The organism is Chlorobaculum tepidum TLS, from assembly GCF_000006985.1.
Lineage (GTDB): Bacteria > Bacteroidota > Chlorobiia > Chlorobiales > Chlorobiaceae > Chlorobaculum > Chlorobaculum tepidum.
Window position 1 is genome coordinate 960,467 of the sequence record NC_002932.3, and the last position, 23,671, is coordinate 984,137.

Annotated in this window: 24 protein-coding genes; 12 read left to right on the forward strand and 12 right to left on the reverse strand. The window is 55.1% G+C overall.

Going from position 1 to position 23,671, the window contains the following annotated elements:
• The first annotated feature begins 12 nt into the window (after positions 1–12).
• The 5 genes from soxA (at position 13) to AYT24_RS04710 (ending at position 5,700) form a co-directional block, all read left to right on the forward strand.
• The gene (gene soxA / locus AYT24_RS04690; RefSeq protein WP_010932698.1) at positions 13–873 is read left to right on the forward strand and encodes a sulfur oxidation c-type cytochrome SoxA; all 861 of its coding nucleotides are present in this window, start codon (positions 13–15) and stop codon (positions 871–873) included.
• A 12-nt stretch (positions 874–885) separates the two neighbouring features.
• Positions 886–1,212 (forward strand): hypothetical protein, encoded by a 327-nt coding sequence (locus AYT24_RS04695; RefSeq protein ID WP_010932699.1) that lies wholly within the window; start codon positions 886–888, stop codon positions 1,210–1,212.
• Between the two features lie 223 nt (positions 1,213–1,435).
• Positions 1,436–3,190, forward strand: coding sequence for a thiosulfohydrolase SoxB (soxB, locus tag AYT24_RS04700; protein WP_164926971.1), 1,755 nt, complete (start codon positions 1,436–1,438; stop codon positions 3,188–3,190).
• Positions 3,191–3,386: 196 nt separating this feature from the next.
• A complete protein-coding gene (locus AYT24_RS04705) occupies positions 3,387–3,944 on the forward strand; it encodes a TlpA family protein disulfide reductase (protein ID WP_010932702.1) in 558 nt (185 codons plus the stop codon).
• A gap of 529 nt (positions 3,945–4,473) precedes the next feature.
• Positions 4,474–5,700: a type III sulfide quinone reductase, selenoprotein subtype gene (locus AYT24_RS04710; protein WP_010932704.1), complete on the forward strand. Its 1,227-nt coding sequence runs from the start codon at positions 4,474–4,476 to the stop codon at positions 5,698–5,700.
• Between the two features lie 259 nt (positions 5,701–5,959).
• On the opposite strand, the gene AYT24_RS04715 is transcribed toward AYT24_RS04710, so the two are convergent.
• Entirely contained in the window at positions 5,960–6,343 is a 384-nt protein-coding gene (locus AYT24_RS04715) for a hypothetical protein (RefSeq protein WP_164926972.1), read from the reverse strand.
• Between the two features lie 235 nt (positions 6,344–6,578).
• On the opposite strand from AYT24_RS04715, the gene AYT24_RS04720 reads away from it, so the two are divergent.
• Entirely contained in the window at positions 6,579–7,322 is a 744-nt protein-coding gene (locus AYT24_RS04720; RefSeq protein WP_226986872.1) for a helix-turn-helix domain-containing protein, read from the forward strand.
• On the opposite strand, the gene AYT24_RS04725 is transcribed toward AYT24_RS04720, so the two are convergent.
• The 6 genes from AYT24_RS04725 to AYT24_RS04750 all read right to left on the reverse strand — a co-directional run bounded on the left by AYT24_RS04725 (position 7,273) and on the right by AYT24_RS04750 (position 11,792).
• Positions 7,273–7,938, reverse strand: coding sequence for a F0F1 ATP synthase subunit A (locus AYT24_RS04725; RefSeq protein ID WP_010932707.1), 666 nt, complete (start codon positions 7,936–7,938; stop codon positions 7,273–7,275). The genes AYT24_RS04720 and AYT24_RS04725 overlap by 50 nt on opposite strands.
• Positions 7,929–8,231 carry an ATP synthase subunit I gene (locus AYT24_RS04730; protein WP_010932708.1) on the reverse strand — a complete coding sequence of 101 codons (303 nt, stop codon included), beginning with the start codon at positions 8,229–8,231 and terminating at the stop codon, positions 7,929–7,931. Before AYT24_RS04730 ends, AYT24_RS04725 begins: the two co-directional genes overlap by 10 nt.
• A 1-nt stretch (position 8,232) precedes the next feature.
• Positions 8,233–8,556 carry an AtpZ/AtpI family protein gene (locus AYT24_RS04735; RefSeq protein ID WP_010932709.1) on the reverse strand — a complete coding sequence of 108 codons (324 nt, stop codon included), beginning with the start codon at positions 8,554–8,556 and terminating at the stop codon, positions 8,233–8,235.
• Positions 8,549–8,953, reverse strand: a complete 405-nt coding sequence (locus tag AYT24_RS04740; RefSeq protein ID WP_164926973.1) for a F0F1 ATP synthase subunit epsilon — start codon at positions 8,951–8,953, stop codon at positions 8,549–8,551. Before AYT24_RS04740 ends, AYT24_RS04735 begins: the two co-directional genes overlap by 8 nt.
• Position 8,954: 1 nt before the next feature.
• On the reverse strand, positions 8,955–10,397 hold the full coding sequence (gene atpD, locus AYT24_RS04745; protein WP_010932711.1) for a F0F1 ATP synthase subunit beta: 1,443 nt from the start codon (positions 10,395–10,397) through the stop codon (positions 8,955–8,957).
• 150 nt (positions 10,398–10,547) lie between these two features.
• Positions 10,548–11,792: a DEAD/DEAH box helicase gene (locus AYT24_RS04750; protein WP_010932712.1), complete on the reverse strand. Its 1,245-nt coding sequence runs from the start codon at positions 11,790–11,792 to the stop codon at positions 10,548–10,550.
• 289 nt (positions 11,793–12,081) lie between these two features.
• On the opposite strand from AYT24_RS04750, the gene AYT24_RS04755 reads away from it, so the two are divergent.
• From AYT24_RS04755 to AYT24_RS04775, 5 genes are all read left to right on the forward strand, one after another.
• The gene (locus AYT24_RS04755; RefSeq protein WP_010932713.1) at positions 12,082–12,741 is read left to right on the forward strand and encodes a hypothetical protein; all 660 of its coding nucleotides are present in this window, start codon (positions 12,082–12,084) and stop codon (positions 12,739–12,741) included.
• Positions 12,742–12,950: 209 nt separating this feature from the next.
• Entirely contained in the window at positions 12,951–13,994 is a 1,044-nt protein-coding gene (locus AYT24_RS04760; RefSeq protein ID WP_010932714.1) for a BMP family lipoprotein, read from the forward strand.
• Between the two features lie 89 nt (positions 13,995–14,083).
• Entirely contained in the window at positions 14,084–15,079 is a 996-nt protein-coding gene (locus AYT24_RS04765) for an SDR family oxidoreductase (RefSeq protein WP_010932715.1), read from the forward strand.
• Between the two features lie 101 nt (positions 15,080–15,180).
• The gene (locus tag AYT24_RS04770) at positions 15,181–17,142 is read left to right on the forward strand and encodes a DUF294 nucleotidyltransferase-like domain-containing protein (RefSeq protein WP_010932716.1); all 1,962 of its coding nucleotides are present in this window, start codon (positions 15,181–15,183) and stop codon (positions 17,140–17,142) included.
• Positions 17,135–17,833, forward strand: a complete 699-nt coding sequence (locus AYT24_RS04775) for a 3'-5' exonuclease (RefSeq protein ID WP_010932717.1) — start codon at positions 17,135–17,137, stop codon at positions 17,831–17,833. The genes AYT24_RS04770 and AYT24_RS04775 overlap by 8 nt, the downstream gene beginning before the upstream one ends.
• A 104-nt stretch (positions 17,834–17,937) precedes the next feature.
• Here AYT24_RS04775 and AYT24_RS04780 read toward each other — a convergent pair whose 3' ends face one another.
• The 4 genes from AYT24_RS04780 to AYT24_RS04795 all read right to left on the reverse strand — a co-directional run bounded on the left by AYT24_RS04780 (position 17,938) and on the right by AYT24_RS04795 (position 21,145).
• The gene (locus tag AYT24_RS04780; RefSeq protein WP_010932718.1) at positions 17,938–18,738 is read right to left on the reverse strand and encodes a class I SAM-dependent methyltransferase; all 801 of its coding nucleotides are present in this window, start codon (positions 18,736–18,738) and stop codon (positions 17,938–17,940) included.
• Between the two features lie 41 nt (positions 18,739–18,779).
• Positions 18,780–18,971, reverse strand: coding sequence for a hypothetical protein (locus AYT24_RS04785; protein ID WP_010932719.1), 192 nt, complete (start codon positions 18,969–18,971; stop codon positions 18,780–18,782).
• 122 nt (positions 18,972–19,093) lie between these two features.
• Complete coding sequence (locus AYT24_RS04790) at positions 19,094–20,413, reverse strand: dihydroorotase (RefSeq protein ID WP_010932720.1); 1,320 nt, start codon at positions 20,411–20,413, stop codon at positions 19,094–19,096.
• Positions 20,414–20,431: 18 nt separating this feature from the next.
• Complete coding sequence (locus AYT24_RS04795) at positions 20,432–21,145, reverse strand: fumarylacetoacetate hydrolase family protein (RefSeq protein WP_010932721.1); 714 nt, start codon at positions 21,143–21,145, stop codon at positions 20,432–20,434.
• A 249-nt stretch (positions 21,146–21,394) separates the two neighbouring features.
• Between AYT24_RS04795 and AYT24_RS04800 the strand changes: the two genes are divergently transcribed.
• Positions 21,395–23,044 carry a pentapeptide repeat-containing protein gene (locus AYT24_RS04800; RefSeq protein WP_010932723.1) on the forward strand — a complete coding sequence of 550 codons (1,650 nt, stop codon included), beginning with the start codon at positions 21,395–21,397 and terminating at the stop codon, positions 23,042–23,044.
• A 134-nt stretch (positions 23,045–23,178) separates the two neighbouring features.
• On the opposite strand, the gene AYT24_RS04805 is transcribed toward AYT24_RS04800, so the two are convergent.
• Positions 23,179–23,412, reverse strand: a complete 234-nt coding sequence (locus tag AYT24_RS04805) for a chlorosome envelope protein F (protein ID WP_010932724.1) — start codon at positions 23,410–23,412, stop codon at positions 23,179–23,181.
• Between the last annotated feature and the right edge of the window lie 259 nt (positions 23,413–23,671).

The following is a 23,671-nucleotide window of genomic DNA, read 5'->3' on the forward strand; positions in this document are numbered from 1 at the left end:
GAGAACCCATCCATGAAAAAAACAATTCAGCGGGGGCTGTTTACCGGTGCACTCGTTCTGATGACGGCCATGACGGCGAAGCCGGCTAACGCGGAGGTCAATTACCAGGCACTGGTCGATGCGGATGTCAAGGCGTTCCAGGGCTTTTTCCGCAAGGAGTTTCCCGATGTGAAGCTTGAAGATTTCGGAAACGGCGTCTATGCGCTTGACGAAGATGCCCGCAAGCAGTGGAAGGAGATGGAGGAGTTTCCTCCCTATGAACTCGATGTCGAGGCGGGCAAGGCGCTCTTCAACAAACCCTTCGCCAATGGCAAATCGCTGGCGAGTTGTTTTCCGAACGGGGGAGCCGTGCGCGGCATGTATCCCTACTTCGACGAGAAGCGCAAAGAGGTGGTAACGCTCGAAATGGCGATCAACGAATGCCGGGTCGCTAATGGCGAGAAGCCTTATGCGTGGGAAAAAGGGGACATTGCAAGGGTTTCCGCCTACATCGCTTCGATAAGCCGCGGTCAGAAGGTTGACGTCAAGGTCAAGAGCAAGGCGGCTTACGATGCCTACATGAAGGGCAAGAAGTTTTTCTACGCCAAGCGCGGTCAGCTCAACATGTCGTGCTCGGGCTGCCACATGGAGTATGCCGGGCGCCATCTGAGGGCGGAAATCATCAGCCCGGCACTTGGACACACCACCCACTTCCCGGTGTTCCGCTCCAAGTGGGGCGAAATCGGCACGCTGCACAGACGCTATGCCGGCTGCAGCAACAACATTGGCGCCAAGCCGTTTGCTCCCCAGAGCGAAGAGTATCGCGATCTGGAATTTTTCCAGACAGTCATGTCAAACGGCCTGAAGTACAATGGCCCGGCATCAAGAAAATAAGAAGGAGAAACCATGAAAAAAGTGTTATCGCTCTTGAGTATGCTGGTGCTCACGCCTTCTGCTTCGCTGCTGCTGGCTGAGCCAGCGCCTGCAGCCCCGGCGGCGTCATCTTCGCCGCTGATCGAACAGGCCGAGGCGGCTCGCAAGGAGGCCGACGCCCTCGGTTACGAGTGGCGTGATACGGCCAAGATTCTCGATTCAGCCCGAGAGGCTCTCCAGAGAGGCGATCAGGCGGAGTCCGACAAGCTCGCCTCAAAAGCTCTTTTCCAGGCTCGAGCGGCCAAAGCGCAGGCGCAGTTCATGGACAAGAACTGGCAAATGATGATTCCTAAAAACTGACCATCATCGTGGCGCCGGTTCGAGACTGGCGTCACCCTTTTGATTTTTTTACGGGCGCTTCTCACGCATTGTCGCGAAAATTCCGGCAACAGCCAGAAGGGGAGGGCAGAGAGGCTGGAGTTCCGGAATGTTTCGGGACGAGCCTTTCGAGGCCGACTCTCGCCGCGTCAAGGTAACAAGAGGCTTCACAAACGTTTACGGCAACTCTAACCGCCATTTATTTATGAACCTGTCACGACGTGAGTTTCTCCGCATTCTCGGATTCGCCGGGGCCGCAGGTATGCTGCCGAACCTGGCATCTGCAACCAAAGCTTCATCCGACCTTTACGATTTCGGACGTTTCGGCGATATCCGCCTGATGCATATCACCGATACCCATGCGCAGCTGATGCCGATCTACTACCGCGAGCCGAGCATGAATCTCGGTCTCGGCTCGGCCTTCGGACGTCCGCCCCATCTGGTGACGGAGGCGTTCCTGAAGTATTACGGCATCACGCCCGGCACGCCGCTGGCTCACGCGTTTACGGCGATCAATTACACCGAGGCGGCGCAGCGGTTCGGAAAGGTTGGCGGTTTCGCGCATCTGAAAACGCTTGTTGACAGGATGCGCGGTGATTTCGGGGCTGACAAGACACTCCTGCTCGATGGCGGCGACACCTGGCAGGGTTCCGGAACGGCTTTTTGGAGCCGCGGCATGGACATGGTCGAGGCCTGCAATCTGCTCGGCGTGGATGTTATGACCGGGCACTGGGAGTTCACCTATCTCGAAGATGAGGTGCTCAAGAACCTCGCGGCCTTCAAAGGGGACTTCGTGGCGCAGAATATCAAGGTCAAGGAGGAGGCGCTCTTCAGCGGCGCGAAGGCGTTCGACGAGAACACCGGGCATGCCTTCCGTCCCTACGTCGTCAAAACGCTGGGCAAGCATCGCGTGGCTGTTATCGGACAGGCGTTTCCCTACACGCCGATCGCCAATCCGGCAAGATTCATACCCGACTGGACTTTTGGTATCAATGCGAGAGACATGCAGGAGCTTGTCGATTCCGTTCGGGCCAAAGAGAAGCCGGATGCGGTTGTACTGATCTCGCACAACGGCATGGATGTCGATATCAAGCTCGCCGAAGTGGTCAGTGGCATCGATGTGATTTTCGGTGGTCACACGCATGACGGCGTGCCGCAGCCCTTCATCGTCAAGAACGCCAGGGGGCGTACTCTCGTGACCAACGCCGGATCAAACGGCAAGTTTCTCGGCGTCATCGATTTGAAGCTCGGTGATGGCGGCGTCAAGGAGTTCAAGTACAAGTTGCTTCCCGTGTTCGCCAACGAGCTTCCGGCGCATCAGGGAATGCAGTCACTGATCGATAAAATCCGCGCGCCGTATCTCGACAAGCTCCGGGAGCCGCTGGCCACCGCCGGATCGCTGCTCTACCGGCGCGGCAACTTCGACGGCCCCTTTGACCAGATCATCTGCGACGCGCTTCGCCAGCGCAACGACGCGCAGATTTCGCTTTCGCCCGGTTTCCGCTGGGGTACGACCATCCTGCCTGGCCAGACCATCACGATGGAGCACGTACTCGACCAGACCTGCATGACCTATCCCGAAACGTACGTGCGCGACATGACCGGCCAGCAGATCAAGGACATTCTCGAAGATGTTGCCGACAACCTCTTTAACCGCGATCCCTTCTACCAGCAGGGCGGCGACATGGTGCGCACTGGCGGCCTCGACTACCGGATCGACCCGACGGCTACAATGGGCAAGCGCATCGACAACATGCGGCTTGAAAACGGCACGCCGGTTGAGGCCTCGAAAAACTATCGTGTCGCGGGCTGGGCGACCGTTGGAGCAAAATCTCCCGGCGAGCCGGTCTGGGATACCGTGGTCGCGTATCTGAAAGACAAGAAAGTGGTCGAGGTTACAAAGCTTCATACGCCAGAACTGAAAAACGTTGGCAGCAACCCCGGCATCGATCGGTCTTGAGGCGAGTATCGTCAGTGGACGAGGCTGTTGCAGAAACGAAATCGCGACTGATGCTCGTTTTTGTTCTGAACGGAGGGCTGGAATGCCTATCCTCTGGCAAGCAACAGATTTTTGCTGTTGAGTACCTTGTTTTCTTTCTGAAAGAGCCTGTTGGCGGACTTCTTTTGTTTTGAAAAGCTCAATCCATGAATGGTTTATGAAATCCATAAAGACATTTTTCGCCACATCTTTCATGGCGCTTTCGATGCTTGGCGCGGTTCCTGTTGCAAGGACCTTTGCAGCGGGACCTTCCGCAAGTCCCGCGGTCGCGGGCAAAATGGCACCGGCGTTCACACTCAAGACGCTCGAAGGCAAAGAGCTGAACAGCTCGCAGCTTGCCGGGAGGCCCTATATAGTCAATTTTTTCGCCTCGTGGTGCCCACCCTGCCGTGAGGAGCTGCCCGGCATGGTGGCATTGCAGAAAAAGTATGCCAAGCAGGGCTTTACCTTTGTTGGCATCGCTTTTCGGGATCGTCCGGCGACCTTGCCTGATTTTCTCTGGGAGATGGGCGTCGAGTATCCGGTTGGCCTGACCACTCCCGAACTCGAAGCAGCATTCGGCAAGTTTATGCCTGGCGGCAAAATCCGGGTGATTCCGGCAACCTTTGTCGTCGGTCGCGATGGCAAGCTGATCAATGCTGTCAGTGGAGGTCTCGTCAAAGAGGATTTCGAGTCGCTCATCCTCAAAGCGATCGGCAGCAGACCTTCAAAATAATTTTTGAGACGGCTCTTTGCTGATTTGTCCCTCCGAAAACCGCCCCAATGCCTTTTTTACTTTCTGGACCGGCACCCCGCTGACCGGTTCAGAGAATCTCGCCTCAACTGAATTTCCGCGTTTCATCGCCAGCTATCATAGTGCCTCGTTCCGGACTGGCTGAAAAGTTTATGAATTGTTTCTGACTTGCCTTTCTGGTTTGTGTTTGATATATTTATTTTTTCAATAAGTAATGCAGTTATATAGTTGATTCATTTGGCCGCCGGTGATGACGGGTGTCTGCAAAAGATGCCTTTGTTCGTCGTGTCGCACCGGGATTGCAAATGAGCTTGAAAACAGGCATTTGTGTTGGCCAGCACTCTCCTTCCGGAACCAAGTCGATCATTCTGGAGGGATTTTTGCGCAGATTATGTTTAACGATTGTTATAGAGCGACCTGTTGAAATGACGCATCGTTATGATGCCTTGGGCCGTGTCTCTGTTGCTTTTCCCATTTCAACTCAAAACAACAAGCGCTGGAGGCTGCGAGTATGTCTAAAAAAATCGTCGTATTGGGAGCGGGTACCGCCGGAACGATTGTCTCGAACAATCTGAGGCGTCACCTCCCGGCAGACTGGGAAATCACGGTTATCGATCGTGATGACGACCACATTTATCAGCCGGGTCTTCTGTTCGTGCCGTTCGGAGTTCAGAAATCGAGCACTCTGGTCAAATCGAGGAAGAAGTACATTACTGCGGGTATCAATTTCGTCATGGATGAAATCACCCATATCGATCCGGAAAAGAAAGAGGTCAAGACCAAAAACCACACGTTTACCTACGACTTTCTCGTTATCAGTACCGGTTGCCGTATCGCTCCGGAAGAGAATGAGGGTTTGATGGAGGCCTGGGGCAAGAATGCCTTCACCTTCTACTACAAGGAGGCGGCTGATCAGCTCAGGCTGCGCCTGAAAGAGTTCGATGGTGGAAAGCTGGTCATGAACATCGCCGAGCTGCCGTTCAAATGCCCGGTGGCGCCGATCGAGTTTGTCTTTATGGCGGACTGGTTCCTGAAAAAGAAGGGGGTCAGGAACAAATCGGAAATCGAGCTGGTCACGCCGTTGCCGATGGCCTTCACCAAGCCCAAGGCAGCTGCGGTATTCACCGAGTCGGCGAGGGAGAAAAACATCAAGATCACCACGAGCTTCGAGCTCAACCGTGTCGATGGCAAGGAGAAATTCATCGAGTCAGTACAGGGCGACAAGGTGAAGTATGATACCCTGGTTATTGTGCCGACCACGATCGGTGATCCGGTAATCAGCAACTCCGGTATCGACGACGGTATCGGTTACGTGCCAACGCACCACAATACGCTCAAGGCGCTCAAGCACGATGGTGTCTATGTGATCGGCGACGCCACCAACGTACCGACCTCAAAGGCCGGTTCGGTTGCACACTACGAGGCGGACGTCGTGGTCTTCAACATCATGGCCGAAATCTATGGCGCCAAGCCGGAGGAGATTTTCGATGGCCACTCGACCTGCTTCATCGTCTATTCGAAAGGCACCGCCTCGCTGATCGACTTCAATTACAAAATCGAGCCGTTGCCGGGCAAGTTCCCGATGCCAAAGCTTGGGCCATTCTCACTGTTGAAGGAGACCAAGATGAACTGGTATGGCAAGCTCGCCTTCGAGCCGCTCTACTGGAACGTCCTGCTCGATGGCAAACACCTTGGTATGCCTCCTACCCTTGTTATGGCCGGTAAAGAGGTCGGATAAGGTTTTTTTGCTGCCGCAGCCGGATTTTCCAGCCGGGGGTTTGTTGAAAAGCAGACTCCCGGCTGTTTTTTGTTGTCAACGCCAATCTTTTGGAACGTTTGGGAAACAATGTTTCCAAACGCTATCAAATTTCTCTGGAGGTGGCCGATGGTTGCCGGGTACACGCTGTTGTCATTCCGGTGGGGGAGGATAATATCACAAATGTGACGAAGGATGGAGGTGGTGTTTCATATGCAGTGTGGTCCGCCTTCAGCAACATCTAACCGGCAGAATTTTCTTTCAACCAGGCCTCTGCATCTTGAAGGTTCATGAACGGCATCATCGTGAACGGAAGCTTTTTGTACTCAGCTTCTTCACAAAAAAACTTGATAAGTGTGTACCGGAAGCTGTTTGAGGCGAAAAAAGCGGATTTCTGTTTTGTCGCCTCATGATGCCAAAAATTTTTTATCCTTTCGATCGTTGCAGAGAGATCGATCTCTGAAAATCCGCAGATACAGCCATCCTTAATAACCCACAGCGCATTTTTGTGATGGTATTTGGGGTGCTGCATGAGCGCATCTTGGGCATCGAACAGGTCATTTCGATCGACATGACCGTCAAGTTCTACTCTCAAAAAATGAAAATCATCGTGTACTGTGAACATTGGGCGGGAGTTCAGTAGAATCGAGGTTATGTAAAGGGTATTGCTCTGAGGTACTGCCAAGGATACTACCTTCTACATTATATGAAATCTTTGTAAAAAGTGATAGCAGGTTCAGTAAAAAAATTAACTCGATCCAGGTTTCGGCTCTTCGCAGAATATCGTGGAAAGCTGTGGCTGTAATGGGTAACTTGGCGTAGTCGTGCAATTCAAGCAAGCTAACCACATTGATCAGCCCATGCAGAGCCTGTCGAGCCATTACCACCAACTGTTAGGTCTTCCCTCAAACTGGGAAGTCGAGAACGTCAACTTGTCGATGAGTAGCCGGCAAGTGGAGATCAGACTGGCCTTTACCGGCAAGCAGGGCGAGTGTCCAATCTGCGGCCAATCATGCCTCATCTATGACCATGCCGCTGAGCAGCGGTGGCTTCATCTTGATACCATGCAGTTCGAGACGATCCTGGTGGCCCGTTTGCCTCGTTGCCAATGCAAGGAGCATGGAGTCAAAACCGTTCAGGCGCCATGGGCGGCACGGCATTCTCGTTTCACGTTGCTGTTCGAGAGCTTTGCCGTCGAGCTGTTGTTGCACTGTGCCAATATCAAGGCGGCGTCGCGCCTGTTACGCTTGAACTGGCACACCGTCAATCAAATCATGCGACGCGCCGTTCAGCGAGGATTGGTTCGCCGGAAAGCCGAAACCGTCGAGTATCTGGGTATCGATGAAAAAAGCTTCAAGGCGGGCCAGCATTACGTCACAACGCTGACTGATCTCGGCGAAAGGCGCGTGCTTGAGGTGGTCGAGCATCGCACGACCGAGGCGACCAAAGAGCTGCTTGCATCGCTGAACGACAGGCCCGCAGTGGCGATGGAGACAATCGCGATGATGGTGAGCGTATCCATGATAGTTTCTCGTTTGGTTAACTTGTTGATTTTTAGCGCGTTCTGGTCGCCGCCGCGATATAGACCGTGGCCAGGATGCTGAAAATGTAGGCCTGCACCATGCCAGTCAACAGGCCGAGGATGTTCATCAGCACCGGAAAGACGAGCGGCGAAATCGTCAGCAAAATGACGAGAATCATATCGCCGCTCATCATGTTGCCGAACAGACGCACGGCGAGCGCCATCGTACGGGTGAGTTCGCCGACGATATTGAAGGGAAGCATGATGGGCGTCGGTTCGGCGTAGGTTTTCAGGTAGCCCACAAGGCTGCTCTCCGCGATGCCGAAAAGCGGCACGGCGATGAAGACCGAGAGGGCGAGGGCCGCCGTGGTGGAGAGCGAGCCGGTCGGCGGTTCGTAGCCAGGAATGACCGTGCAGAGGTTCGCCGTGGCGATGAACAGAAAGAGCGCGGCAATGAAGGGCAGATACTTTTCGGGCTTCTGCAGGCCCACCTCGCTGATCTGCCGGTGGGCCATTGTAACAATGATCTCCAGCATGCTCTGCCAGCGCGAAATCGTGATGCCGGTCGAGAGCCGCCGCGTAATGAGCGCCGAGCCGCCTGCGAGCAGTAGCATCAGGGCCCACGTGGTGACGATGGTCAGGTTGAGCTTCAGAAAGCCCGACTGCCACAGAATGACCTCGTCGCTGCTCAGATGCATGGCGTCTCCTCTTTGTCGCGATGCTCCGGTGCACTGTTGCGGCGTCCGAACGCGATGCTCGCCACTTTTGCCGCCACGAAACCGCCGACGGCAAAGAGCAGCCGCACCGGATCGCCAGACGAAATGAGGAGGAATCCGCCGATGACGCTCGCCGTGCGCAGAAGCGTGCTTGTCAGAAACAGCAGCGCCGGGTGCGGCGAGAAGAGTCCCTTTCGCACGGTCAGCCAGAGTCCGCCGAAATAAAACAGCCCCAGCGCAAAGCCGCCGAGTATTGCCAGAAAATTCGTTGTCATGTCACTCCTCCTTGTCGATGTTCCGGTTTTCCTCCGAGACCCAGTGCCAGGCGTTCAGGCAGCCGATCACCACCCCAACGACGATCATGGTTAGCGTCCAGGAGTGGGGCGAAGGGTAGTGCCGGTCGAGCCAGATGCCGACCGCCACGCCGATGAGTGTCGGAATCGCTACCGCCCAGCCGATGATGCCGAACATGGCGAATCCTTCCCAAATGCTTCGGGTCGCGTTCTTTCGCGCCCTGATCTTGCGCAGTTCACTGTCGCCGACACGCTTTTCGAGCGGCTTGTCCTTCGCCGACAATTTTTCCGGTTCGCGCTCATTCATGTTTCAGCTCCATGTAGCGCCGGATGAAACTGCTCTCCAGCTTGGCCATCGTGCTGCGAACGCTGCGCTCGCGCTCGTCGAGATCGAGAAACTGCTGCTTGACTGCCGATTCGAGCTGGCCGAGATCGACCCCGCCAATGGCGTGACGCACGGACACCACCACCTCAGGCCCGGTTTTGACGAGAATACCCTGATCGACCGCGACGAAAGTTTCGCCCTCATCGTGAGTCTTGTACATCAGGATGCCTGGCACGAGCGGTGCGATGCAGTCAAGCCGGTTGGGCAGGAAACCGTAGGAGCCCAGCTCCGTTTCGGCGACGATGTTCAGCACCCGCTCTTTGATGGCGAACACTCTGTAGGGCAGGAGAATTTTCAGGCGCATCGAGTCGGCAAGCATCTCAATTTCCTCCTTCCGGTTTAGCGGCTACGGACTCACTCATCGTCGTTTCGATCACCGTTTTTTCCTGCGCTTCGGCGATGCTTCCGATCATATAGAGTGCGCGTTCAGGATAGTTCTCGAACTCGTCGCGCAGGATGCGTTCGCAACCGTCGATGGTGTTGGCAATCGGGACACTTTTGCCCGCGAGGCCGGAGAACTGTTCGGTCGTGAAGAAGGGTTGGGTGAAGAAGCGTTCGAGCCGCCGCGCCCGTCCGACGAGGCGGCGATCCTCCGCCGAGAGCTGTTCGAGGCCGAGCATGGCGATGATGTCCTTCAGCTCGGCGTACTGCGCGAGCACCCGCCGCACTTCGCGCGCCAGATCGTAGTGGCGTCGGCCAACGATGCTTTCGCCAGCCATCTTCGAGCCTGACGAGAGCGGATCAACCGCCGGGTAGAACCCCTCTCCTGCGCGTTTGCGCGAAAGCACCAAAGAGGCCGAGAGGTGCGAAAAGGTGTGCACGGCCGCAGGGTCAGTGAAGTCGTCCGCCGGAACGTACACCGCCTGAATCGAGGTGATCGCGCCCGTGCCGGTGTTGGCGATGCGCTCTTCAAGGGCGGAGAGTTCGGTGCCGATGGTGGGCTGGTAGCCGAGGCGGGAGGGCATCTGGCCTATCATGCCGGAAATCTCCGATCCGGCCTGGATGAAGCGGAAGATGTTGTCGATGAGCAAGAGCACCTCCTGATGCAGGTCGTCACGGAAGTATTCGGCCATCGTCAGCGCCGTGAGGCCAACGCGGAAGCGGCTGCCGGGCGGTTCGTTCATCTGGCCGAACACCATCACCATGTTGTCGAGCACGCCCGCCTCGCTCATGTCGCGGTAGAGCTCCTCGCCCTCGCGGCACCGTTCGCCGATGCCGCAGAAGATGCTGACGCCGCTCTCCTTGCTCACCATGTTGTGGATCATCTCGGTCAGGAGCACGGTCTTGCCGACGCCCGCCCCGCCGAACAGCCCCGCCTTGCCGCCGCGTTCGAGCGGTACGAGCAGGTCGATGATCTTGATGCCCGTCTCGAACACCTCGGACTTTGTCGAGCGGCGGGAGAGTTGGGGAGGAGCGCCATGCACCGAGCGCCAGGTGACGTTGGTTACGGGGCCGCGCCGGTCAATGGCGTTGCCGAACACATCGAACATGCGCGACAGTGTGCCTTTGCCGACGGGCGCTTTGAGCGGCGAGCCGGTGTTGCGGGCTTTCATTCCACGGCACAGCCCCTCGGTCGGCGTGAGCGCGATGCCTCGGACGTGCCGCCGGTCGAGCTGCATGAGAATTTCGACCGTCACCTCCATCTCGCGCCCGGTTTTGACAACCGAGTAGATCGACGGCAGAAGCTCGTCGAAGCGCATATCGACCACGCTTCCGCGAATCGAGGTGACAATACCTGTCTGTTCCGGCTCTGTTTTTCCCACGGTAACGATCTTCCCGTTTTTTTGGGGGGGGCGCTCGATCAATCAGTGGTGCGGATGCCTCTCCAGCTCGGTCAGGCATCAGAATAATAGTAGCGATTCCAGCGGCATAAATCAAAAGCCACTGCTCAGAGGGAATTTCTTATACGGTTTTCATTTCCGTTTCCAGTGAGAGTTGCCGGGGTGGGTTCCAGAAGGTTTTTTCTGATGGGGGACCTTTCTTGCCGGTTGCTTTGATGCTGCAGCATTTTCCGGAATCGTGTTCACCATCGGAAAGGGATGATCTTCGATGACCGGGATTTTTCGGGCGATCAGTTTTTCGATGTCGCGGAGATAGGCTTTTTCTTCGGCGTTGCAGAAGGAGTATGCGGCTCCACGGTTTCCGGCCCGGCCAGTTCGGCCAATGCGGTGCACGTAGGTTTCCGGGATGTTGGGCAAATCGATGTTGATGACATATTCGAGTTCATCGATGTCGATTCCCCTCGCAGCGATGTCGGTGGCGACCAGCACTCTCGTTTGCCTCGTCTTGAAGTTGCCGAGCGCGCGCTGGCGGGCGTTTTGCGATTTGTTGCCGTGAATCGCCTCGGCGGTGATGTCGTGGTGCGCCAGAAAACGGGCCACCTTGTCCGCGCCGTGCTTGGTTCGCGTGAAGACCAGCGCGCTTTCGATGTTTCGTTCCTTGAGCAGGTGCGCGAGCAGGCTGTTCTTGTTTTCGCGATCAACGAACAGAATCTGCTGGTTGATGATCTCGACGGTCGATGAAACCGGCGTGACCATGACCTCTTTCGGGTTGTGCAGAATCGCAGCGGAGAGCTTGATGATTTCGGGTGGCATGGTGGCCGAAAAGAAGAGTGACTGCCGTTTTTTCGGTAGAACCGCCAGTACTCGTCTGATGTCGTGGATGAAGCCCATGTCGAGCATCCGGTCAGCTTCGTCGAGCACGAAATATTCGATGTCGCGCAGGTGCAGGTGGCCCTGGCCGATCAGATCGAGCAGGCGGCCCGGCGTGGCGACCAGAATATCGACGCCTCGCACGAGCCGCGCGGTCTGCGGGTTCTGGTTGACGCCGCCAAAAATCACGGTGTTTATGAGGCCGGTATGACGGCCATAGGCAGTGAAGCTTTCGCCGATCTGGATTGCGAGCTCTCTGGTCGGGGTGAGCACGAGGCAGCGGATTTTACGCTTTTCGCCATGCATCCGGCTCTGGTGCAGCCGTTGCAGCACGGGCAGCGCGAACGCGGCGGTTTTGCCGGTGCCGGTCTGGGCGCAAGCGAGCAGGTCGTTACCTTCGAGAATGACCGGGATAGCTTCTTTCTGTATCGGGGTGGGGGAGTTGTAGCCCTCTTCGGCGAGAGCTTTGCGCAGATGATCGATGATGCCGAGAGCGGAAAAAGGCATGGTATGCAATAAGGTTGATCAAAATTTAGGACACGCAATGTAGCATGTTTCCCTCGAAACCCCGCCGGTTATCTTTATGAAATGGTACATGAAATGCGAATACCGTGAAGGTGGACGCTGGTGATGAGTGCCTAGTTGACAGGATGGGACATGCCGAGAACTTGGGGCTATTGCAAGGGATTTTCTTATCTTGGCTATCTGATTGGCGCTGCCGGCCGGAAATGATTCTGGCCGTGATGTGTTTGGCGCCGTAAAGCGGAACATTTCGTGACGATAAAACTACTGAGGAATGAAACAATCCTGGCTTTGGGTATTGCTGCCGTTGGGCATCGTGCTGGCGGTTCTCGCTCTCTTTTTTGCGCTGTTTTTCGGAAATCTCATCAATGGCGAATTGCAGTTCGCCCCGATTGCTCTTTTTACCCTGTCACTTTCGGCAGGTTCATATGCTCTCGTTAGGGGATTCCGTCTGGGCTGGAACCTTTCAACCATCATAAGCGCAGTGATTGCGCTGTTTGCGTTTCTTGCCTCCATCGCTGGTCTGACTCTGGAGCTCCAGGGAATGAGAATCGGGGGGATTATTGCTGGCTTGCTGAGTGTCACCTGCCTGGCCGTTCTTTTTGTGTCAAATGGCATGGATGAAATCTCGGTCGGCAAAAGAAAAAAGACGGAAATCGCAGCCGGTCCTGCTGAATGGGCTGACCGTATCGAAGCTATTGGGCGTCGCTGCACGAAGCCCGATGTGAGAACCAAAGTGCTTCGGCTTGGCGGAGAAACCAGATTTCTGACCCCCGGTACAGGCCAGGCGGACCTCATGGTCAACCAGACCATCGGTCGCGCCATCGACGAGCTTGCGGAAGCGGTCAAGCTGGGCAACGATTCGGCCGCTCTCTCGATGCTGCCAGGTATCAGAAGCCTGTTCGCGCAGAGGGAAAACCAGCTGAAGCCGTAAGTCTATCATTGGGTAACGAGTGGCGGAAATTTCTGCTGGCGTAGAATAACGTTTTCAAAAGGGGCTGTTCCGGAAATAAAATCGGGCCAGCCTCTTTTCATTCGGGCTACCATCCTTCTTGCTGCCCGTCGCTTGGGTCAACGTGATTAAGTGTTGAATTTATTATATTAAAAGTCAAAATTTTTGACGAATCAACCTCTGCTACAGGCATGACTTACCGGAAATATTCATCATTCTTTTTCAGGCTTTCGTCTATTCTGACGATGTTCATGCTGCTTCTTACTGGATGCGCGGGGAAAAAAAAGGTCTCGGAAAGCAATCCAAACGCTTACAAAGTCGGCCTGGTGTTCGATGTCGGTGGTCGTGGAGACAAGTCGTTCAACGATTTGGCTTATAACGGCCTTGAACAGGCCAAGAAGAAGCTCGGGATACAGTTCGATTACATCGAGCCATCAGGCGAGGGTGCCGACCGCGAGGCGGCGCTAAGGCAAATGGCCGCCGATCCCGATGTCAAGCTGATCATCGGCGTCGGTCTGCTTTTTACCGATGACATTACGGCTATCGCCAAAGAATTCCCCGACAAGAAGTTCGCCTGTATCGACTACAATCCACAGCCCGGTGCAGAGATTCCGTCGAACCTCTCCGGCATCGTGTTCGAGGAGAAAAAGGGGTCGTTCCTTGCCGGAGCGATTGCGGCGCTCGAATCGAAAACCGGCATTATCGGCTTCATCGGCGGCATGGATTCCAACATCATCAGAAAATTCGAGTCCGGCTATATCGAGGGGGCCAAGTATGTCAGGCCGGACATCAAGCTCATCACCAACTTTATTGGCATGACCGGTAGCGCCTTCAACGATCCGGCCAAAGGCAAGGAAATTGCGCTTGGCCAGTACAGCCAGGGAGCGGATATTATCTACCAGGCGGCAGGAGCGAGCGGCATGGGCGTCATCGAGGCAGCGCGCGAATCGAAAAAACTCGTGATCTGCACCGATATGGGCCTGGAGTGGCCTGCTCCGGAGAACATGCTGACCAGCATCAACAAGGCGATCAACAAGGCTGTTCTGACCACAATCGACGAGGCGATGCATGGTAAGTTCGAGGGCGGAAAGCAGCGAGTGTTCGGTCTCGATAACCGTTATACCGATTACGTCTGGAACAGCGATACCGAAAAATTGATCGATCAGTCCGTGCACGAGCGTATCGAGTCGATCCGCAAGGATATTCTGGACGGGAAAATCAAGGTTCAGGAGTAAAAAGTCATCATAAGACGGATATTGTTCCGGAGATCGAATCCGGGGCGTCATTCGTCAAAGTACCAGCTCTTCAATACCATAGTGCATTTGTGAGAAAGAAAATAGTCGTAACCGGAGGCACCGGGTTCATCGGGTCCCGTCTTGTCCACAGGCTGGCTGCGTCTGGCGAAGATGTTTACGTGCTGGTCAGGGCTAGCTCCGATTTAGCCTCTCTCAAGGAGTGCCTTGACCGGATTACTCTCGTTTACGGCGATGTGACGGATATCGCTTCGCTTTCCGGAGCGTTTGAGGGAGCTGAAGAGGTCTATCATTGCGCAGGTATCACCTATATGGGCGACCGTAAAAATCCCCTGTTGCAGAGAATCAATGTCGAAGGCACACAGAACGTGCTCGATGCCTGTCGCCGGGCAAAGGTCAAAAGGGTGGTGCATGTGAGTTCCATCACGGCGGTGGGAATCAGCGGTCCGAACCGCAAGTTCAACGAGGAGAGCTGCTGGAATTTCGACACTATCGATCTGGAGTATGCCAGGACCAAACATGCTGCGGAAAAGATCGTCGCCGCAGCGGTGAAAAAAGGTATGGACTGTGTCATCGTGGTGCCGGCATTTGTCTTCGGTGCGGGTGATATCAATTTTAACGCCGGGCGCATCATCAAGGATGTCTACAAGCGCAAGATGCCGTTTTATCCATTGGGAGGAATATGCGTAGTGGATGTGGAGATCGTGGTTGACTGTCTCATTGCAGCCATGAAGAAAGGGCGCACGGGCGAGCGCTATATTGTCGGCGGCGACAATGTTTCGTTCAAAGAATTGGCCCAGACGATCATGGATGTCACCGGCGTGCACCAGCGTTCCTTTCCGCTGCCGATCTGGGCAGCTCATGCGGTCAGTTTTCTCCTTAAGTTCAGTCCGGAAAGGAAAAAGATTTCGAAGCTGTTCAACATGACCATGTTCACCGTGGCCTCGAAATTTTTGTATTTCGATTCGTCGAAAGCCCAGCGGGAATTGGGTATGCGCTATGAACCGTTTGCAGAGAGCATCCGGCGGACGTTTGAATGGTATCGTGAACGCCGTATGCTGAACTGACGCCGCGTCTCATCTGGGAGCAAGTATTGTTTTATGCTGGTGCCTGCCTGTAGCCGGTCAAAAGCCTTCAACACCTCAGTCATCGAGAGGAGGATTGTCCCATGCAAACAACCACTCCGTCGAATATCATCGTCGAAAGGGTAGCCGCCGATCTGGGCAAATATCCGCCGTTCGATCGTCTCAGTCTCGACAAAAACCGGAAAATCGCCGCTTCGCTTGCCGTGGAGTATCATGAAGAGGGGGAAACGCTTTTCAGGAAAGGAGATGAACTCGGCAGGTTTTCCTACATGGTCATGAAGGGTGCCGTGCGCCTGTTCGATTTGATTGATGGCGAAGAGGTGCTCGTCGATCTGTGCGATGAAGGCGACCTGTTCGGTGTGCGCGCCATATTCGGCACCAGCACTTACCTGCTCTCGGCGCAGGTGGTCGAGGAGAGTCTGCTGTTTGCCATTCCGGTCGAAACCATCAAGGAGCTGGTTCAGTCGGAGCCATCGGTCGCGGCATACTTCACCGGCGCGATCGCCCGCAGCGTGCAGCATATCGAGCACTCCCTCTCCGAGGCCATCGACACGCGAAGGAGCCTGATGGAGACCGGGGGCGGCAGCCTGCTCGCCAACGAGACGCTGGTGGTCGACCAGGTGCGCAACGTCATCACCTGCGCCCCCGGTATCCCGATCCGTGAAGCGGCCAAAATTATGTCCGAAAACAACATCGGCTCGATTATCGTCGTTGCGGAAAACCGCCATCCGCTCGGCATCATTACCGATACCGATCTGCGCAAGAAGGTGGTGGCGATCGCCGGACAGGTCAACGAGCGTCCTGTCAGCGAAATCATGACAAGCCCGGTCTATACTATCACCGCCGGAAAGACGGTGGCTGATATGATGATGCTCATGGTCAGGACCAAGCTTCGTCACTTCTGCATCACCGAAGACGGCACGGCAGACACACCAGTCATCGGCATCATCTCCGAGCACGACATCGTCACCTCCGAAGGGATCAACCCCGCCGTGATCATGAAGGCAATCATGCAGTCCGAGAGCGTCGAGCAGCTCTCGCAAGAGCGGGAGAAAGCTGAAAAGCTGCTGAAGATGTACATTGCTCAGGACGTGGCCATCCATTTCATCTCGAATATTTTTACCGAACTGAACGATGCGCTGATCGTCAAGGCGATCGAGTTTTCGGTTGCCGACATGAAGCGAGAGGGAATCGACCTGCCCGACATCGAGTTCTGCTGGCTTTCGCTCGGCAGCGAGGGGCGCAAGGAGCAACTGCTCAGAACCGATCTGGATAATGCCATTCTTTTCCGCGATCCCGAAAATGAGGCTTCGCGCGAGACCGTGCAGCGAGTATTTCTCGAACTCGGCAAACGGGTCACCGCCATTCTGGTTGCCTGCGGTTTCAAACCATGCCCGGCGGAAATCATGGCGAGCAATCCTGAATGGTGCCAGCCGCTGAGCGGATGGATGAACTATTTCCGCAAATGGATCGGCACACCCGAGCCGAAGGCTTTGATGAACTCGACCATCTTTTTCGATTTCAGACCGGTCTATGGGAGTACGGCCCTTGCTCTTGAAATGAAGCGTGAAATCAATACGGAGATCGCGCGTGGTCGTGGTTTTTTACAATTCTTTGCGAAGAATGCCTTGCAGAATCCGCCACCACTGGGCTTTTTCCGGAACTTCCTGGTCGAAAAGAGCCGTGAACATGCTCACGAGTTCGATATCAAGGCGCGCGCCTTGATGCCGCTTTCGGATGCTGCCAGGGTGTTGGCATGTGAATTCGGAGTGACCGATTTTCTTGGCACGGTCGAACGTTTCCGGCGTATCGGTCAGTTGCTGCCATCGTTTCAGGAGCTTGCCGAAGAGGCTGCTCAAGGCTACGAGTTCCTTATGCGCCTGCGTACCGAGCACGGCCTGGCCGAAAAGTCTTCTGGGCGATACATCGATCCGAAACACCTTAACAAAATGCAGCGCCAGAAGCTGAGAGATCTTTTTACAACCATTGGCAAGGTTCAAAGCATGTTGAACCTCCGTTACCAGCTCGACTACATTCGTGCTTGAGCTTGCCCGCAAAATCCAGGCGTCGAGGCGCTGCCGCAAAGGTTTGCTGCCGGAAAACATTTGCCGGTACGTCAGCCTGTTCGACCACCCGTTACAGCGCAATACACCGCTTGACGAGCTGCGTTTCGTCATTTTCGATACAGAAACCAGCGGTTTCGATCTCGTCAAAGACCGAATACTTTCAATTGGCGCAGTGTCCATGAAGGGCTCGACCATCGACATCGCCGATTCGTTCGAGGTGCTGCTTCGCCAGGAAGCTATTGGCGGCAAGGATGCGGTCAGCGTACATGGAATCCTGAAGCGGGATCTTACCCAGGGGATGGAGGAGGGCGAGGCGGTATGCCGTTTTCTCGATTATCTCGGCAACGGAGTGATTGTGGCGCATCACGCTGATTTTGATATCGCCATGGTTAACCGTGTGCTCTCGCAGCGGTACGGCATCAAGCTGTTGAACGAGGCGCTCGATACGGCCAGTTTTGCCAAGCGGCTCGAAAAAGGGCCATATTATAATCTTGCTCACAAAAGCGGAGAGTATCGTCTCGACAATCTCTGTGCCCGCTATGGCATCTGTCTCTACGATCGCCACACCTCAGCCGGCGACGCCTACCTCACCGCCCAGCTCTTCCAGCGCCTCCTCGCCGTCGGGCGAAAAGCAGGCATTGACACGCTTGGGAAGTTATTGCTGAAGTGAGAACTTTCTGATAATCGAAATCGGTTTGGTCGCCTTCATCGAACGGTCGTGATAAATCAGGTTCCGATAGCGGTTTGGATAGAGAGGAATGAAATAGCTGTTGGTCAGGATCGGGATACCAACAGGCGAGCAAGCAACATCATGCGCGGGGAGGTTGCTTCGTCAAACGGGCTGCCCTCATAGTCGCCGACTACTCGTTCAACAGCAAAGCCGCCCGATTCGAGCAGCGAGAAGGCCTCAGCCGGGCTGTATATCCGGACCGACTCGGTAAAAGAGTGCTTCCTGCCGTTGGCCTCATGCAGGGTGATCTTTTTGGTGACATGGCGTTCGGAAAGCGTGCGCTCTTCGATAATCGACAGTGATTCGGAGTTTCGTTCAGTGCGCGGGGTAAACTGGCTTTTCAGTTGCACGGGATTGATCAGGTCGAGCACGTACCAGCCGCCGGGGTTGAGCAGGGAAGCTATATTGGCGATCACATCACGATCTTCCTGATCGGTTTCGAAGTAGCCGAAACTTGAAAACAGTTGAGCGATAAGGTCAAACCGGCGTTCGAAGCGGATCGTTCTCATATCCTGCCGGCTGAACTCCATGTTGATTCCCTCTGCCTTGGCCTGCTTTCGGGCTTGGTCGAGCAGGTAAGGGGAGAGGTCGTTGGCCGTTACACGCAGACCTGTCCGGGCGAAGGAAAGCGCATGGCGTCCCGCGCCACAGGCGATGTCGAGAACGGAGTGCGGGGGCTGCCATGCCGGATCAATGCCGGTCAGGTCGAGAATGGTACGCACACAGCGCTCCGCCTCTTCGGCGTCTCGGTGATGATAAACCTTGAGATAGAGGGGATGGTCGAACCACTCTTCGAACCATTCCCGGGCGTTTTTTCCCCGGGAATGAGATTGGTGATCGCTCATGAGATGAGACCAGGCAAAAAAGCAGGGCGGTTTTGCCGGGATTACTTGCCCTGGCCAGCCATCGCTTTTTTCAGGACGTCGAGTTCGTTCTCGCCATTGGGAATGCGGACGCTCTTCTCGACGAATTTCCATGCATTGGTTTTTTCGGACTTCACCGAATAGACCAGCTTCGCCATTTTGAAATCAACAGTGCCTTTTTTCTGCTTGTCACCGAACGTTTGTTTCTTGGCCATAGGTCGTGTATATAAAATGCTTTGGGTTGATGCTGTACAACAAATTCAACTAAAAAGATAGTGAAAGTAAGAAAAATAGTGTAAAGAAAAAAGATAAAACACTTTGTTTCCATTTGGCACGTTCAGCGCATGATGAGCTTGCTGTTATGGTAGATACCCAGTGCTCTGCCTTTGAGCTTGCGTCCCATGAAGGGAGTGTTTCTCGACTTCGAGCCGAAATCCGATTCGCTGACTATCCACTCGCAGTCGGGATCGATGATGGTGAGGTTGGCTTTGCGACCCGCCCGGAAAAGGATGGTTTCGAGGCCCATGATGCGTCTCGGATTGGTTGAAAGCAGCTCGATGGCTTGCGACAGGGTGATGACTCCTTTGTCCACCAGTTCGGTGATGGTCAGGCCGAGTGAGGTTTCAAGGCCGATGATGCCGAACGCCGCCTGATCGGGCGGACACTCCTTTTCGTGCTTGGCATGAGGGGCATGATCGGTGGCGATAGCATCGATGGTGCCGTCCCGCAGTCCTTCGATGAGGGCGTCGCGGTTTTCCACCGAAGCGAGCGGGGGCTTCATGATGAAGTTGCCTTTTTCGATGCTGCTCGACAGATCGTGCTCGGTCAGGGTGAAGTGGTGTGGCGTTACTTCGCAGGTGACCTTCAGCCCCGCGGCTTTTGCCTTGCGCACCAGAGCGACCGATTCTGCGGTGCTGATGTGCGCCACGTGGTAGCGCGGTTCCGCTACGGCTCCGTTCAGTTTGTGCTTTTTCAGCCAGGCGATGAGTTGCAGGTCGCGGGCGATCATGATCGGTTCGGCCACTTCGGGAATCCCTTTCAGCCCGAGCATCGCCGAGACTGCGCCATCGTTCATGATGCCGCCAGCGGTGAGGTGCTTGTCTTCAGCGTGCTGGATCAGGAGCAGGTCGAAGTTGGCGGCATATTCGATGGCGAGGCGCATGATCTGTGAGCTCTGGATGGCCGTGCCGTCATCCGAAACGGCCTTGACGCTGTACGAAGCGTATTTGCCATACGGCGCGAGCGCTTCGCCCCGGCTTTCGACAGTCATGGCGCCAATCACCTCGAGGTCGATCGGCAGTCCGGCGCTGTGATGGCGGATGTAGGCTACGCCGAGCGGGCTGTCGATGACCGGCCTGGTGTTCGGCATGAGCGCTACACCGGTGAACCCGCCGGCAACAGCAGCGGCGGAGCCGGTTTCAAGCGTCTCCTTGTATTCCTGTCCAGGTTCCCTGAAGTGGCAGTGCATATCGAAAAGGCCTGGAGCGAGCACCTTGCCTGCGAGATCGATGACGTTGTCTTCCGCCTTCGCCGGGATTGATTCGCCTCCAGTCGCGACCGCCTCGATGAGGCCGTCGTCGCCTATCTTTATCGAACCGACGGTATCGAGATTTTCAGCGGGATTCAGCAGTCTTGCGTTCAGAAACAGAGTGCTCATGGTCGGGGAATGAATAGTTCAGGAAACAGTCGCCTGGAGCGATACCAGTATTTTTGCCTGCGAATGGTCGTCGGCAGTTTCAAGCGAAACGTCGAGACGATCGCCCGGCAGCACGCTTCCGACGCCCGCAGGAGTGCCGGTAAAGACAAGGTCTCCGGCTCGCAGCCCGTAAATATACGATAAATAATGCACCAGATAGGCCGGTGAAAAAGTCATTTTCGAGACCTTCGAGTACTGCTTCTGCTCTCCGTTCAGCCGCAGCGAAATGGCGAGTTCAGCCCACGGGCCAGCCGATTCCGGAGCGATGAACTCCGAGACGAGTGCGCTCTGGCGAAACCCCTTGCTTTTCAGCCAGGGATTTCCGGCATTTTTGGCTTCGAGCTGTACATCGCGCAGCGTCATATCGAGCCCGGCGGCGTAACCGGCGATGATCGCCGAAGCATCGGCAAGCGATACTTCATCGGCGTCCGCGCCAATCAGCAGCACCAGCTCGCCTTCGTAATGAAGGTTTCTGCTCACCAGCTGCCCTTCGAACCGCGGTATCGAGGTGCAGCCGTCAGTAGAAAGCGCCGTGCCGGGTTTCATAAAGATAACAGGCTCCTTTTCATGCAGCGGCTCGGGCTTGTCAGTCTCCCATGAAGCCATTTCACGAGCGTGATCAGGGTAGTTTTTGCCGACACAGTAAATCGAGCGATGAGTGGCTGGTTTTGACAGAGATGAAAATGTTTTCATGCTATTGACGTGTTGACAGAAGAGGTGATTCTCATTGCAGAAAAACAATGCGGCTCACGAATTTTCGCTTTTTGCAGGAACGGGGACAAGTCGGGATATCGTTGGTATATTACAATTATGTTCGGAAAGGTCATGCTGTGTATGAATAATCTTGCGGCTGGCATGAAGGTCTGGATATCGATCAGGAGCTCGCTGGCAGTTTCTAACTGACTCCAGCTTCACAGTTAAAAAATTTTATTCCTGATTTCCATGAACAAAAAAGAGCCAATTGCTGACCGGGAACCGGAGCCCGGGAGCCAGACCTCCAAAACCACTCAGGCGTTCGAGATGTTGCGCAGATCGGTTCCGGAGTGGAATCTTTACAGACAGGAGCATCCCGGTGAGGCCGTGGAGTTCAACAAAAAGGATTTCAGCGAGACCGATCTTTCCGGAGCCAACCTGAGCGACGCAAGTTTCAAGGCGGCCAATTTCAGCGGAGCCAGCCTCAGCAGGGTTTCGTTCAGGGATGCGAAACTGAACGGCGCGGACTTCGCTGGCGCGGATTTGCGGCAGAGCGATCTGTCGAACGCCGATCTCAGCGGAGCAAATCTTGTCATGGCCGACATGAGCGAGGCGAATCTGGACGGAGCCAATCTCAGCATGGCCGACCTCAATCATGCCAATCTGAAAGGGGCGATTCTCACGCAGTCCAGGCTCAACTGTGCCAACCTCAACGAGTGCGATATGCGCGAGGCGCACCTGAGCTGGGCCGATTTGTCTGGTGTGGCATTGAGCATGGCAAATGCTGGAGAGGCCGATCTTCATGATACCAAGCTCGATGAGGCTGATCTCTTGGGGGCGGATTTACACGACACGGATCTGCATGAGGCCGATCTGCACGAGGCCGATCTCCGGGATGTGAATCTGCATCACGCCAATCTGCATGAAGCCGATCTGAGCAAAGCTGACCTGAGCGAGGCTGATCTGAGCGACGCGGATTTGAGTGGCGCCGATCTGGGTGAAGCGCGGCTCCGCTGGACCAATCTCAAAGGCGCAAACCTGAGCGGCGCTGATTTCAGTATGGCGAACCTGAACGGCGCGAATCTGACAGGAGCCAGCCTCTGCGGCGTTGACCTCACGGGCGCGAATCTCTGCGACGCCAATCTGGAGAACGCGAATCTTTGTCTGGCCAATTTCAGGGGTACGGAGCTGAATATGACCAATCTGAGTGGATCGGAGACGTTTCACACCTGTTTCATGAATGTCGATCTCAGAACGGTCAAGGGGCTTGATGCGATCAATCACCGGGGGCCATCGGAAATCAGTATCAGCACCCTTTACCGATCGCAGGGACAGCTCTCCGACGCGTTCATGCGCGGATGCGGCGTGCCTGAGGGAATGATCGATCATGTCAGATCCATGTCCGGCAAGGATTTTGATTACCTGTCGTGCATCATCAGCCACAGCTCCCGTGACAAAAAGTTTGTCGAGCGTCTGTTCGCCGATTTGCAGAAAGAGGGAATCAGGTGCTGGCTTTGCCCCGACACGCTCAAAAGCAATCGCTATCTCGAACAGTATCTCGACCGGGCGAATCAGTGCTGTGAAAAGATGCTGCTTGTCGTTTCCGATGCCAGTATGAAGGGCGAGTGGTTGAAAAACACGTTCTTCAAAGCGGCTCAACGTGAAGCAAGAGATGGGCAGCGGTTGCTCTTTCCGGTCAGCCTGGTCAGGGAGAGCAAGCTCGACGAGTGGGACCTGACCGATCACGAAAGCGGACGGAATTTTGGTCGGGAGCTGAGGAAAAATTTCATCCCCCTGTTTTATGGTTGGGAGCGTGACAACGCTCTTTACAACAGTCAATTGAACCAGCTTGTCGCTTCGCTGAAATCGGTCGATCCAGGCCGTTCATGCCAGCTTTGAAAAGTCCTGGCGTTATGATATCGTTTCCCTAAAAGGCAGAAACCCTTTACAACCGTGTGGTGTAAAGGGTTTCCTGTTTTTCAGTCTGTCTGGCTTACCGGTTTTGCCGGTATATCAGAATCCGCATGAGCCGGTTACTGCTTCGGTGCGATCGCCGTGGTGATGGCTTTGGTGGCACCCTCGACAAGCTGCGTTGCCGAATTGATGCTGGTGGTGCAGAGTTGCACGCATGCATTGGTAACCGGCTGAACGGTGTCGGTAGCGGTTTTGAGCGCGCTGCCAGCCATGTCCACAGCCTGCTGGGCCAAATCGCCCACAGCGGTGAAGAGATCGCCAAATACGCCGATGTTTCCTGATTCGTTTGCCATGATGGTCAGTATTTATGTGTTGAAAAGAGAAGCGAATATCCGTGATGAACCGCGTGGAACAAACGCAGTGCGATTTTACCTCAATGTAATACAATCCTATCTCATTTCACATAAATGAATGAGGTTAGACGTTCATGACCGAGCTGCCGAATCGTTTGTGATGCAGAGGTTTTTGGGTATGGAAGGGGTGCCGGGAAGAAATGCCTCCGGTCTGCGTTATCGCGTTCAGATTTATTATCTTGCGAGTAGATAACGTAAC

Coding starts and splice junctions, on each gene's coding strand:
- AYT24_RS04785 (WP_010932719.1), bottom strand. CDS start 18,971: ATGGCCAAGAAACAAACGTTCGGTGACAAGCAGAAAAAAGGCACTGTT.
- AYT24_RS04760 (WP_010932714.1), top strand. CDS start 12,951: ATGACTTACCGGAAATATTCATCATTCTTTTTCAGGCTTTCGTCTATT.
- AYT24_RS04740 (WP_164926973.1), bottom strand. CDS start 8,953: ATGCTTGCCGACTCGATGCGCCTGAAAATTCTCCTGCCCTACAGAGTG.
- AYT24_RS04750 (WP_010932712.1), bottom strand. CDS start 11,792: ATGCCTTTTTCCGCTCTCGGCATCATCGATCATCTGCGCAAAGCTCTC.
- AYT24_RS04790 (WP_010932720.1), bottom strand. CDS start 20,413: ATGAGCACTCTGTTTCTGAACGCAAGACTGCTGAATCCCGCTGAAAAT.
- AYT24_RS04780 (WP_010932718.1), bottom strand. CDS start 18,738: ATGAGCGATCACCAATCTCATTCCCGGGGAAAAAACGCCCGGGAATGG.
- AYT24_RS04710 (WP_010932704.1), top strand. CDS start 4,474: ATGTCTAAAAAAATCGTCGTATTGGGAGCGGGTACCGCCGGAACGATT.
- AYT24_RS04695 (WP_010932699.1), top strand. CDS start 886: ATGAAAAAAGTGTTATCGCTCTTGAGTATGCTGGTGCTCACGCCTTCT.
- AYT24_RS04755 (WP_010932713.1), top strand. CDS start 12,082: ATGAAACAATCCTGGCTTTGGGTATTGCTGCCGTTGGGCATCGTGCTG.
- AYT24_RS04770 (WP_010932716.1), top strand. CDS start 15,181: ATGCAAACAACCACTCCGTCGAATATCATCGTCGAAAGGGTAGCCGCC.
- AYT24_RS04735 (WP_010932709.1), bottom strand. CDS start 8,556: ATGAATGAGCGCGAACCGGAAAAATTGTCGGCGAAGGACAAGCCGCTC.
- AYT24_RS04720 (WP_226986872.1), top strand. CDS start 6,579: ATGCAGAGCCTGTCGAGCCATTACCACCAACTGTTAGGTCTTCCCTCA.
- AYT24_RS04715 (WP_164926972.1), bottom strand. CDS start 6,343: ATGTTCACAGTACACGATGATTTTCATTTTTTGAGAGTAGAACTTGAC.
- AYT24_RS04795 (WP_010932721.1), bottom strand. CDS start 21,145: ATGAAAACATTTTCATCTCTGTCAAAACCAGCCACTCATCGCTCGATT.
- soxA (WP_010932698.1), top strand. CDS start 13: ATGAAAAAAACAATTCAGCGGGGGCTGTTTACCGGTGCACTCGTTCTG.
- AYT24_RS04725 (WP_010932707.1), bottom strand. CDS start 7,938: ATGCATCTGAGCAGCGACGAGGTCATTCTGTGGCAGTCGGGCTTTCTG.
- soxB (WP_164926971.1), top strand. CDS start 1,436: ATGAACCTGTCACGACGTGAGTTTCTCCGCATTCTCGGATTCGCCGGG.
- AYT24_RS04800 (WP_010932723.1), top strand. CDS start 21,395: ATGAACAAAAAAGAGCCAATTGCTGACCGGGAACCGGAGCCCGGGAGC.
- AYT24_RS04730 (WP_010932708.1), bottom strand. CDS start 8,231: ATGACAACGAATTTTCTGGCAATACTCGGCGGCTTTGCGCTGGGGCTG.
- AYT24_RS04705 (WP_010932702.1), top strand. CDS start 3,387: ATGAAATCCATAAAGACATTTTTCGCCACATCTTTCATGGCGCTTTCG.
- AYT24_RS04805 (WP_010932724.1), bottom strand. CDS start 23,412: ATGGCAAACGAATCAGGAAACATCGGCGTATTTGGCGATCTCTTCACC.